Source organism: Polyangium sorediatum (genome assembly GCF_029946465.1).
Classification (GTDB): Bacteria; Myxococcota_A; Polyangia; order Polyangiales; family Polyangiaceae; genus Polyangium; species Polyangium fumosum.
Genome location: NZ_JARZHI010000136.1, coordinates 1 through 11,957, shown reverse-complemented (window position 1 = coordinate 11,957; position 11,957 = coordinate 1). Strand labels below are relative to the sequence as shown.

Here is an 11,957-nt window from a genome sequence, read left to right as displayed (position 1 = left end):
CTCCCCCGCGGCAGCGGACGCGCCGAAGTCGGGCGGGGCATTGCCCGCGAAGCCTGCGGCGCCCGCCGCGCCGCCCCCGGCTGCAAAGGCGCCGGCCGCCCCGGCGGCGGCTCCGGTCGCTGCGTCACCGGCAGGCGCGAAAAACCCGGCCGCTGCACCCGTCGCTGCACCGGCCACGCCTCCGGCAGGCGCTAAGGCCCAGGCCGCGCCCCCCGCCGCTCCGCCTCCCGCGCCTCCGGCAGGCGCAAAGGCCCAGGCCGCGCCCCCCGCCGCTCCGCCTCCGGCCTCGCCGCCGGGAGCAAAGGCCCCCGCCGCGCCTGCGGATGCAAAGGCGCAAGCCGCGACGGCCGATCCGAAAAAGGATGCCGCGACGCCGGACGCGAAGGCACAAGCTGGCGCCGATGCAAAGGCGCCCGCTGCGCCCGCCGCCGATCCGGAGAAGGAAGCCGCGAAAAAACTCGAAGAGGGCCTGCGCGCGCAAAAAGCCGGCCAGCACGACAAGGCCCGCGAGGCGCTCGATGCCGCGTTCCGGATCAAGCCAAACGCGGAGATTGCGCTCGCCCTCGCGCGCTCCGAGATGCAGCTCGGAAAGCCACGCGACGCGGCGGAGCACCTCTCATATTTCCTGCGCGAAGGCCAGGCGGCGAAGCCCGAGGATCGTCAGGCGGCCGAGAAGATGTTCGCCGAGGCGAAATCCAAGGTCGGCACGGTGATCGTGAGCGTCGACGTGGACGGGTCCGAGGTGCAGGTCGACGGCAAGCCGGTCGGGACGTCACCGCTCGGCGGCGCGGTCTTCGTGGAGCCCGGCCCGCGTATCCTCACGGCGCGCAAGGAAGGAATGCCGGAGGCCAAGAAAGAGCTCACGGTCGCGGCCGGCGCCGAGACCACGGTGCCGCTCGCGGTCACGCCCCCGCCACAGCCTGTGGCCAAACCCCTGCCTCCGCCGCCGCCCCCGCCGCCGGCGCGGAACAAGACGCTGATCCTCGCGGGCGCGGGCATTGCGGGTGGGCTCGCGCTCGTGAGCCTCGGGACGTTCATTGGGTACTCGGTGGTCGATTCGAACAGCTATGACACCTGGGAGACGAACAGGTGTGTCCGGGCGAACCAACAATGCGCGAATGATTTCCGCGATGCGCAGAGCACGAGCGCGGCGCTCGGGACCACGGCGCTCGTCACGCTGATCGGCGCGGGGGTCATCGGCGCCGGCACGGCCGTTTACGCATTCACGGGCCCGAAGTCGAAGCCTTCCGCATCCCTCCACGTGACGCCGGGTGGTGTCGTGGTGAAGGGGAGCTTTTGATCGAGGGCCGATGCCCTGACGAACGAGAGGTTGGAATCTCCAAATGAATCGGTACGGATCATCGATGACCTTGGCTTTGACCCTCGGCGCCCTGATGGCGGCGCTCGGGGGTTGTCCCGACGACGCCCCGCTTCCGCCGGACACGACGGGCGGCGCGGGCAACGGCGGCTCGGGGGGGATGGCGTCGAGCTGCGGCGACGGCGTCCTCGACATGGGCGAGACGTGCGACGACGGGAACAACACGGACGGCGATGGATGCTCCGCCTGCGCGGTGGACGCTTGTTATACGTGTGACGCGAACGCGCCGAGCGCGTGCACGCCGAAAGCTGCAGGCGAGGCGTGTGAGGGGACCAAGATCTGCAATGAATCGGGCCAGTGCGTCGAGTGCATCGACAATGCTCAATGCGGCACTGGGTACTGCTTCCAGAACGCGTGCGCGGCGTGCGACGATACCGTGAAGAACGGCGACGAGACGGACGTCGATTGTGGTGGCACGCATTGCGGGCTCTGCGACCAGGGCAAGACGTGCCTCGCGGGCGCGGATTGCACGTCGACGTTCTGCGCGGATGGCGTTTGCTGTAGCGCCGCATGCGACAGCGCGTGCGCCGCATGCAACATCCCCGGGCTCGTCGGCGAGTGCAACTTCATCGACAAGTACAGCGATGATCCGAGCTACGGCATGGGGGAGTCGTGCCTCGCCGCAAATGGAAAAACGTGCTCGGGACTGGGGAATTGCCTCTCAGCTGAGGGTGCGACCTGTGCAAATAACAACGAATGCATCACCGCGCGGTGCGGCGATCCCGACGGGGACGGGACGAAGACGTGCGTGAAGCAAAACGGCGAGCCGTGCACCGAGAACGCCGAATGCTTCAGCAATAACTGCATGGATGGCGTTTGCGCCATGTTGTGAAGTAGCCGTGGGGGCTCGACGAGCCCCCCGCGCGCTCCCTTCCCCCAACAAGCTCCCCTTCACATCTTTCGTCTCTCTTCACGCCCGCCTGAAGCTCGGCTAGCGTCCGTCCGGAGGCCTCGAGGTACCGGTGAACGGAGCGTACGCGCGGATCTGCGGATGGTTGGCAACCCTGGCGCTGATCGGGGGCGGCTGTGGTCAGCTCCTCGGGCTAGACGAGTACGTAGGCGTCGACGGGGCCGGCGGTTCGGGCGGGGCCATGTCGGCTTGCGGGGACGGCGTCGTCGATCCGGGCGAGACTTGCGACGATGGGAACGACACTGCCGACGACGGCTGTACGTCGTGCACAGTGGACGCTTGCTACACGTGCCCAGGGACGGTCGGTACGCAAAGCATCTGCGTGGCGAAGAAGGCCGGCGAGTTGTGCGCGGCGGGTCTGTGCGACGGCGCGGGGCAGTGTGTCGAGTGCCTGGTCAACCAGCATTGTAGCATTAATGGGTATTGCTTCGATCATAGCTGCAAAAGCTGTGAGGACGGGCTCAAGAACGGCGACGAGACGGATGCAGATTGCGGCGGCACGCATTGTTCGCCGTGCGCCCAGGGGAAGACCTGCGAGGCAAAAACTGACTGTGCGACGACGTTTTGCGTGGATGGCGTCTGCTGCGGGGAACCGTGCGACGGAGCGTGCTTGACGTGCATCTCTCCGGGGTTCATTGGCGAGTGCAGCGCCGTCGACAAGTACGGCGAGGACCCCAGCTATGGCGCGGGCGAGGCGTGCCTCGCCTCCGAGGGTGAGGCATGCATAGGCAACGGAGGAAATTGCCTCAAAGCCTTCGGTCAGCCATGCGCGACCAACATCGAGTGCTCGACGACCCGCTGCGCCGACCCCGATATGAACGGATCAAAAACCTGCGTGAAGCTCGTCGGCGAACCCTGTACTCTGCCTGCCGATTGTTACACGAACAGCTGCACGAACGGCCTCTGCGCAATGTGACGGCCCTCGTGCCCGTGTTCACCCGAACCAAACACCCCCGTTGCGCCCCCTCCCCCACCCGTGGTAGTCCCCCGCGCCATGACCGGCACGCTCCACGACGATATCCCCATTCTCGATCTCCAGGACGTCGGCTCCGGCGACGTCGAGCGCGAAACACGGGCCGCCGCTGCGATCGAGCGTGGGCTCGGCCGGTACGGGCTCGTGTACGTGAAAAACCACGGCATCGACCCCGCTGCGCTCGATGCGTTCTACACCGAGTTCCTCGCGCTCACCGCGCTCCCCGAGGCCGAGAAGCGACGCTGGGCCCGCGCCGACCTCTGGTTCCAGCGCGGATACACCCCGCCGAACACCGAAAAGGCCGTCGTCGCCGGGGGTCAGCCGGATTTCAAGGAGTGCTGGTTTGCCGCGCCCATCGACGTCGATCCCGTCGCGGCCGAGCTCTACCCCGAGATCCATCCGCCGAACGTCTGGCCCGAGGACCGGCCGCGCTTCCGCACGTTTTACGAGGCGATCGGGCTTGCCCTGCACGAGGCCGGCCTCGCGCTCCTCCGTGCGTGCGCCGACGCGCTCTCCCTGCCGCGCGAGACCTTCGTGGACGTGACCCGCGGCGCCCCTCACGTCACGCGCGCTCTCAAGTATCTGCCGCTCGACGCGCAGCAATGCGAGAGCGGCGTGCTCTGGGGTGAGGAGCATACCGATTTCAACTTGCTCACGCTCCTGCCAGGCGGCTGGTTCCTCGACCGGGATCAAAATCGCTGCGCGCGTCCCGACGACCGGAGCGGGCTCTTTTTGCGTACGCGCGGCACGGAGGGGCGTCCCGGTGGTGCGCTCGTGCCGGGCACCGCGCCGCCGGGCTGCATCGTGGCCCAGGTGGGCCAGCAGCTCGAGATCCTGACCGGGGGGCGCCTGCTCGCGACGCCCCACGTGATCACCGCGCCGAAAACCCCAGGGTATGCGCGCACCTCGATGGCCCATTTCGTCCACGTGCACACCGATACGCGCCTCTTCCCGTTGCTGCCGTTCCAAACGCGGGAGACGATGACGGCCTATCGGCCGCCGGTCCTGGCGGGCACGTATGATATCAAGACGCTGGTCGACATCGGCCTCGCGCCGCCCGAGGTCCTCTCGAAGCTCGGCTATCGCCATTACGACAGGCTCGCCAGCGTGCGCGCGGGTGAGCCTCGCTGAACGGGCCCCGCGCGAAAGGCCGCGCGTTGAGTCCCGAGGGTCCGCGTGGTAAGAAACGCGGGCCCATGCGCCTCCCCTCCCCGCGCTCGTCGTTCGTCGCGCTCGCGCTCCTCGCCGCGCCCACACCCGCGCTCGCAGCTCCTCCGAAGGCCGATCCGCCCCCGGCGCTGCGCCTCGCGATCCAGCGCGCCACGCTCGACAACGGCCTGCGGGTCGTGATGAACGTGGATCACGCCTCGAACGCAGTGGCCCTCGCCGTCACCTACGACGTCGGCGCGCGGGACGAGGCGCCGGGCGAGGGTGGGTTCGTCCGGCTCTTCGAGCACCTCCTGTTCGGCGCAACGAAACACCTCGCGGCGGGCGAATTCGAATCCCTCGTCGCCGCGCGCGGCGGGTTCGTCACGGCGAAGAGCACGGTCGATCGGGCGGCGTATTCGATGATCGTGCCCGAAAACGAGCTCGCGCTCGGCCTCTGGCTCGAAGCCCAGCGCATGCGGGGCGTCGACCTCCAGCAAGCGGCGATCGACGCCGACGGCAAGGCCCTCGCCATCGTGGATCACGTGCCCTACGGAAAAACGGTCGCCCGGCTCCGCGCGCTCGCGTTCGAGGGATGTCCGGCGTATGCGCACGGGACGTCGGGCGCGGACCTCGCGCGTGCGGATCTCGCCGCGGTCCGCGCCTTCCACGCGGCGCATTTCGGCCCGAACACAGCCGTGCTCGGGATCTCGGGCGATTTTGATCCCGATATGGCCATGTCCCTCGTGCACCGTCATTTTGATGACATTGCCCGTATCCAGGCCAAACCCTTCGCCGAGCCCGTCGTGCCCGAGCAGACGGCAGAGCGGCGTGAGGTCGTCGAGGACGCGCTCGCCCGCGCGACGGCGCTCTCGTATGGATTCGTGATGCCCAAGCTCGGGACACGCGAGCACGACGCGCTCCGTTTCGCGCAGGTGATCCTCGGCGACGGCGAGGGCTCGCGGCTCGTCGCGCGCCTCGTGCGCGCGGATGCGCTCGCGACGGAGGCACGGGCCGAGGTCGATGCGCGGTTCGGCCGCGGGCCGGGGCTCTTCCGCGTCGAGGTGCGGCTCGCGCAGAATGCGGCCGTTCCGGAGGTGGAGAAGCGGGTCGACGCGGCGCTGAAGGAGCTCGCCGACACGCCTCCCACGGAGGCGGAGACGATCCGGGCGCGAAAGAGGCTCGAAGCGGCGTTCGTCCTCGGCCTCGCGTCGAATCGGAATCGCGCCGTGGAGCTCGGCAAGCACGAGCTCTGGAATGGCGACGCGCGGGCGATCGGACGCGAGCTCGAGCGGCTCGCCACCGTGACGCCGTCGGACGTGCAAAAGGCCGCGGCACAGGTTCTCACGACGAAACGTCGAACCGTGATCGAGACGCGGCCGAAGCCGGCCTCTGCGGGCAACGTCGCGGCTGTGGCGGAGGGGTCGCGATGATGCGGCGCGCGTGGGCCCTCGGGCTTTTCGCTTTCCTCGTCGCGGGTTGTCCCGGCCAAACCGTCGCGCCCCCGCCGCTGCACACACCTCCGCCCGCGAAGACGGCCGACGCGAAGCCGCAGGAGCCACAAGCCGCCCCGGACCCGAAAGAGCCGCCGCCCGATTCCGCGCCGCCGAGGCCGTTCTCCACGCCGAAGACGACCTGGATCGAGCTGAAAAATGGCCTGCGTGTCGTGAGCGTGCTCGATCGCGCGGTGCCCGTGGTGCACCTGCGGATCGCCGTGCTCGCGGGCACCGCGGTGGATGGGGAACGGACGGGCCTCGCGGCGGTCTGCGCGCGGGCCGTGGCTTCGTCGGGGGCGGGGTCGCTCGATGCGATCGAGCTGCAAAAACGCATCGAGGGGCTCGGGGCGAGGTTGTCGGTGGACCTGAATGCGGATCGGGTGGTGTACGGCATTTCGGTGCCCGGGCCCCGCCTCGCCGAGGCGGCCGAGGTGCTCGCGTCGGTCCTCGGCCGCCCACGCCTCGATCCGAAAGAGGTCGAGCGTGTGCAGGGCGCGCTCGCCGAACGCGCGGCGGAGAAAGCACGCAGCGACGGCGCCTGGGGCGCTTTGATGATGCTGCACCGCGACCTCTTCGCGCTCCCGAGCGAGCACCATCCGTATGCCTCGTTCGACGCGACGGCCGAGGAGATCAGGCAGATCAAGCCCGCCGATTGCAAGGCGTACCATCGCCGGTATTTCGTCCCGAAAAACATGATCGCGGCGATCACCGGCGACGTGCCCGCGGACGAGGTCCGCAAGGTCGCCGAAAAACACCTCAGCGGGCTCTCGGGGAAGGCGGCGCCCACCCTCTCCTTCACGGACCCGATGCCCCCGGAGTCGACGAAGATCACGCTCGTCGACAGGCCTGGCAGCACGCAAAGCGAGATGGTCGTGGGGTCGCTCGGGCCAAAGGAGTCGGAGCCGACCCACGCGGGGTTCGTCACTGCGGCCGAGGTCCTCGGCGGCGCGGCCACGGGCAGGCTCGCTTTGGATTTGCGCGACAAACGAGGGCTCGCCTCGAACGTCTTCGCGGAAATCGTGCCGTTCGCGAACGGGCCGTCGGCATTTTACGTGTACACGAAGACGAACCACGAGAGCACCGGCGACGCCCTCACGGCGGTGCTCGCAGAACTTCGCGCCCTCACCCAGGAGGCGCCGAGCCCACGCGAAATGGAAACCGCCGCGCGTTTCCTCGGCAGCATCCGCGCGGTGAGCACGAGTCGGCCCGGGGCGCGCGCCGACGAGCTTTGCGACCTCGGATCCCGCGGGTTGCCCGACGAGGCGCTCGACGAGCGTATCGCCGCGATCCGCGCCATGGCCCCCGAGGCCGCGGCGAAGGCCTTCGCCGAGCACGTGCGTTCCGGCCACGCCGTCGTCGTGGTCTCGGGCGACGCCACGACCGTGGGCCCGATCTTGCAAAGGTTCGGCGAGGTGAAGGTCGTGGATCCGATGCGTCGCTTCGCCCGAACCCGCACGTTGCCCGCCGCGGCCCCCGCCCGGCCCTGAAGATCCCGCGCCCTGGATCGCGAAGACGAAAACCGGAAGGTGGCCCCGGATTTCAGGGGTGAAATGCGTCCGTCCGCATGGGGGCCTGGTCAGCCCGGTGACCCCCCGGGAAATGCCTGAGATCTGCCCCCTCGTGGGGCGGCGGGGATCTTGGCCCGGCCCTTGCTAATACGTCCCTCGTTCCTTTTTTGAGCCCCACGGGAGGGAGGTGAGACATGCCCAGCGTGCTCATCGTGGACAGCGAAAGTACACAGCGCCGTTCTCTTTCGCTGGCATTGCGCCTCGAAGGTTACCGGGTCGCCCTCGCGACGTCTGCCCAGGAGGTCAAAGACCACCTCGACGACAAGCAAGGATACGACGTGGTGATGGTCGATCTCATGATCCCGGAGCTCAACGGCCTGGACCTGGCCCGGGAGATCCGCCACGGCTTCCCGCGGGCCCGCATCATTCTCACGAGCGCGTATCCGCTCTCGCAACGCCAGCTCGAACGGACGGAGTGCGGCGCGATCGGGTTCGTCCCGAAGCCCTACGAGCTCGACGAGGTCTCCCGCTACCTGCGCTCGAAGATCACGGCCGCGGCCTGAAGGTTCACGGAACAAGGGAAACCTCGGTGGAGCGCCCCCATTCGCTCCTCCGAGGTTTCCCTTGATCCTTTCGAATCAGGGGGCGCCGAGGACAACGGGATCGGCGCAGCAGCGGAAGCCGACATTCTTGTTGAAGGAGTCGCGCCTGCGATCGATCGACAGGGACGTGCAGGAGAGCCGACCCCCCTGATCCCAGAACGAGCCGCCCCGATCCCGGCACTGATCGTCCTTGGGATCGTTGGGATTTCCGACGGACCGGCAGGAATCCTCCCACTCCCATACGTTGCCGGACATGTCGAAGAGGCCCGAGAAGCCGCTACCGCCCTTGCAGTTTGTGGCGGTCTTGACCGGCTCGGCATTGCCGTTGCCGGAGTTCACGGTGCCATCGAAGGGATCGTCGACGCACCTGGCCTCTTCGTAGTCATCGCCGTATGGATAGTTCCTCTCCCCTTTGTTGGAGCAGGCGTACGTCCACTCGCTCTTCGTGGAATCGTTGAACTCGTCATAGCCGAGCGGTTGATCCCCGAACGCGCCGCAAAGGCGCTTGCCCACGCCCGCGCAGAAGGCGCGCGCATCGCACCAGTCGACGCAAGCCACCGGATGGTTGGGCTTCGTGATAGGATCGTAATGGGTGCTGTTGCAGCTATTGCCGCTCGAACGCGGTATGTACGAGTTTTTCCAGCCGCACAACGGATCTTGCGTGTCCGGCGCCGGCAGCTTGACGAGCCATAGTGAATATTGCAGGCTCGTGACCTCGGTCGCGTCGATGCAGTAGGGCCCCTCGGGCCCTTCGACGAGCACCATGGGCGTGCTGCCCACGGGGCACGTCGGCCCGCCCCCGCCCCCACCCCCCTGGCCCCCCGCGCCGCCCATTCCGCCGGCTCCGCCTGCTCCGCCCATCCCGCCCATTCCGCCAGCGCCGCCCATCCCGCCGACACCACCTACGCCCGCGCTCCCGCTGCTCGAACTCCCGCTGCTCGAACTCCCGCTGCTCGAACTCGCGCCTCCGCCCGCGCCGTTGCCCGCTTGTCCACCGCCCCCGGTAATGGGTTTCGCGCCATTGGTATCGAGCGAACAGCCGAGGATGGGAAGGAAGAGCACGCCAAACAGGACGAGAGAGGTGCGGTGCATGGGAGTTGCTTTTACCATGGAGCAACGGTGCACAGAAGTGGGCGGAATGGAAGGTTCGGAGGTTCGAACAGTGGCGTAAAATTGAAGATGGGCAGCGAGTTGTAGGCCGTAACCCACGCCGGTTCAGGGGGAGCCGAGGACAACGGGATCGGCGCAGCAGCGGATGCCGACATTCTTGTTGTAGGCGTCGCGCCTGCGGTCCACGGACAGGGAGGTGCAAGACAGCCTGCCCTCCTGATCCCAGAACGAGCCGCCCCGATCACGGCACTGATCGTCCTTGGGATCGGTGGGATTCCCGGTGGGCCGGCAAGAGTCCTCCCACTCGAATACGTTGCCAGACATGTCGAAGAGGCCCGAGAAACCGGCACCGCCCTTGCAGTTCATGGCGGTCTTGACCGGCTCGGTATGGCCGTTGCCGGCGTTCACGAGGCCGTCGAAGGGATCGTCGACGCACCTTTTCTCTTGGTAGTCATCGCCGTACGGATAGTTCCTCTCCCCTTTGTTGGAGCAGGCGTACGTCCACTCGCTCTTCGTGGGTTCGTTGAATTCGTCATAGCCGAGCGGTTGGTCCCCGAACGCGCCGCAAAGGCGCTTCCCCACGCCCACGCAGAAGGCGCGCGCGTCGCACCAATCGACGCAAGCCACCGGATGGTTGGGCTTCGTGATGGGATCGTAATGGGTACTGTTGCAGTTCGCGCCGCTCGAACGTGGAGTGTACGAGGTCTTCCAGTCACAAACGGCATCTTCATTGTCCGGCTTCGGGTTCGTGGCGAGCCACAACGAATATTGCAGACTCGTGACCTCGGTCGCGTCGATGCAATAAAGCCCCTCGGGCCTCTCGACAAGCACCATCGGCGTACTGGTGACGGGGCACGTCGGCCCGCCCCCGCCTCCCTGGCCGCCTGCGCCGCCCATTCCGCCAGCACCGACGCCGCCCGTCCCGCCCGCGCCCCCCGTCCCGCCGATGCCGCCCGCTCCCGCGCTCCCACTGCTCGAACTCGCGCCTCCGCTTCCGCTGCTGCTTCCGCCCATACCAGCGCCGCCGCCTTCGCCTGCGTTCCCGACCCAATACTCGTTGTCGCCCCCCAGGATCTGCACGCATCCCGTGAAGGCGAGCAGCGGGCCCAACGCCCACCGTCCCCATTTCATGGCCACCCTCTCCTCTCTGCCGATGCCGCCGCGCCTTCGCGCCCGCCGAAAGCCCGAGCGCCACGTCGCCGGGGAGGCGCGGGCGCTCGGGCTCGATGCATTCACGTCACTTGATGCAGTTCGACTTGTACACCGGGCCCCGGCCCGTGGCGAGGTTCACGGGGATGACGCCGATCGCCAGGGGAATCGCGCTCGAACAGGCCTCCGGGAACGGACCCATGTGAATGTCCTGCTCGGCGAGCAAGCCCGGCTCGACGACCTCCATCGAGTTCGTCGGCAGGCTGTTCTGCGCGGCCTCCTTCACATCCTTGATGCATTGCTCCACCGTGTCCACCATCTCGGGGAGCGTGTTCGCATCGCCGACCCCACAGGCGGTGAAGACGCTCTCGACGATCGTCTGCCACCCCTCGCCGATGATGATGAAGATGTTGAAGTTCGGGTCCGAATTGAAGCCGTGACCGTGCACCCAGGTGTCGTATCCGACCTTCGAAAAACTCGTGCTCGAGCTCGCGTACATCATCTCGATGACCGGCCCCTCTGGGTTCGGCGGAAGGAGGTAATCGATCGCCTGGATGAGGATCAGGTTGTTCAGGCTCTTGTCGATGGCCTCGATGTATTTGCCGTACATCTTGTTGATGAGCTGCATCTGGAGCATGTTCTGGTTGAACATGCCGAGCGTGAGGCTCAAGAAGCCGAAATGGCTCGCGCCGCCGCCGGGCTTCTCGCCCACGCCCGGCGCCTTGGCCATGAAGACGGGCGCCGCCTCGGCCTTGACCATCGCGCTGACGAGCTGCCCCACGGATCGGCCCGCCGGCGCAACCTGATCCCGCACGAGCCCGGCAAACTTCGCGCGATTCGCGATCACGCCGTGCGCCGTGGGTTCGAGCGCGGCGAGCTTTTGCACGGCGGACGCGACGGCCGCGCTCTTCGCTTCGAGCAGCGCCTCGTCGCCGGCCTTCGGCGCACTCGGATCGATCGAGGCGATCGTGGTCCGGAGCTCGGCGAGCGCGGCCCCGAGGCCATCCAGGTCCGCCGCGAGGGCGTCGTCGTCCGCGCTCTTCGCGACGCCCACCGCCGTGAGCTCGGCGGTCGTGGGATAATCGCCGGGGATCTTGCGCAGGACGTCCGCGAACTCGGTGTAATGGAGCGGGTCGAGGTCCACGAGGCTCGCGTCGAGGGCGAGGACCGCGTCCTTCAGCGCTTGATCGGAGCCGCCGTTCGCCGCAATCACGGCGTGCAACCCATTCTGCACACCCGCGAGGCCCGCGCCCGCCTTCGCGAGCACAGGCGCGATGGCCTCGTTGAGCACGGAGACCTGCGTCTCGGCCGTGACGGTTTGTCCCTCGACCACAACCTCGCAGCCCACCGTGAAGATGCCCGCCTCGGCGAACGTGTACTTGCCCGCGCTCTCGACGACGCCCGCCTGCGGCGAGACGGTGACCGTCGAGCTGAACGCGCCGCCGTATGCCACTCCGTCTTTTTGCACGCCGCAGCCGGCCGCGAGCGCGCCGCCATTGTCGGCCTCCAGCACGACGTGGCTCGACGGCATCACGATCGCCGCAAAGCCATTCATGCCGCCGCCGCCCGCGCCGCCCGCGCCGCCCATTCCTCCCGCGCCGCCCTCGCCGCCCATCCCGCCGCCACCGCCGCCGCCCTCGCCGCCCATCCCGCCGCCGCCCGCGCCGCCTTCCCCGCCCGCGCCC

Annotated in this window: 10 protein-coding genes; 7 read left to right on the top strand and 3 right to left on the bottom strand. The window is 68.0% G+C overall.

Annotation, left to right across the window (positions count from 1 at the left end; translation table 11 throughout):
- From QHF89_RS49035 to QHF89_RS49005, 7 genes are all read left to right on the top strand, one after another.
- On the top strand, window positions 1-1,300 hold a 1,300-nt coding region (locus QHF89_RS49035; protein WP_284721984.1), incomplete at its 5' end, for a PEGA domain-containing protein.
- A 64-nt stretch (window positions 1,301-1,364) separates the two neighbouring features.
- A complete protein-coding gene (locus QHF89_RS49030; protein ID WP_136972918.1) occupies window positions 1,365-2,210 on the top strand; it encodes a DUF4215 domain-containing protein in 846 nt (281 codons plus the stop codon).
- A 130-nt stretch (window positions 2,211-2,340) separates the two neighbouring features.
- Window positions 2,341-3,204 carry a DUF4215 domain-containing protein gene (locus QHF89_RS49025; protein WP_284721983.1) on the top strand — a complete coding sequence of 288 codons (864 nt, stop codon included), beginning with the start codon at window positions 2,341-2,343 and terminating at the stop codon, window positions 3,202-3,204.
- A 78-nt stretch (window positions 3,205-3,282) separates the two neighbouring features.
- On the top strand, window positions 3,283-4,392 hold the full coding sequence (locus QHF89_RS49020; protein ID WP_284721982.1) for an isopenicillin N synthase family dioxygenase: 1,110 nt from the start codon (window positions 3,283-3,285) through the stop codon (window positions 4,390-4,392).
- Between the two features lie 65 nt (window positions 4,393-4,457).
- Window positions 4,458-5,840, top strand: a complete 1,383-nt coding sequence (locus QHF89_RS49015) for a M16 family metallopeptidase (protein WP_136972919.1) — start codon at window positions 4,458-4,460, stop codon at window positions 5,838-5,840.
- A complete protein-coding gene (locus QHF89_RS49010; protein WP_136972920.1) occupies window positions 5,837-7,390 on the top strand; it encodes a M16 family metallopeptidase in 1,554 nt (517 codons plus the stop codon). The genes QHF89_RS49015 and QHF89_RS49010 overlap by 4 nt, the downstream gene beginning before the upstream one ends.
- A gap of 215 nt (window positions 7,391-7,605) precedes the next feature.
- The gene (locus QHF89_RS49005) at window positions 7,606-7,974 is read left to right on the top strand and encodes a response regulator (RefSeq protein ID WP_136934453.1); all 369 of its coding nucleotides are present in this window, start codon (window positions 7,606-7,608) and stop codon (window positions 7,972-7,974) included.
- A gap of 75 nt (window positions 7,975-8,049) precedes the next feature.
- Here QHF89_RS49005 and QHF89_RS49000 read toward each other — a convergent pair whose 3' ends face one another.
- The 3 genes from QHF89_RS49000 to QHF89_RS48990 form a co-directional block, all read right to left on the bottom strand.
- Window positions 8,050-9,105 carry a formylglycine-generating enzyme family protein gene (locus QHF89_RS49000; RefSeq protein ID WP_284721981.1) on the bottom strand — a complete coding sequence of 352 codons (1,056 nt, stop codon included), beginning with the start codon at window positions 9,103-9,105 and terminating at the stop codon, window positions 8,050-8,052.
- A gap of 123 nt (window positions 9,106-9,228) precedes the next feature.
- Entirely contained in the window at window positions 9,229-10,254 is a 1,026-nt protein-coding gene (locus QHF89_RS48995) for a formylglycine-generating enzyme family protein (RefSeq protein WP_136972922.1), read from the bottom strand.
- Window positions 10,255-10,360: 106 nt separating this feature from the next.
- Window positions 10,361-11,957, bottom strand: a 1,597-nt coding sequence (locus QHF89_RS48990) for a hypothetical protein (protein WP_284721980.1), incomplete at its 5' end; no start/stop codon positions are given.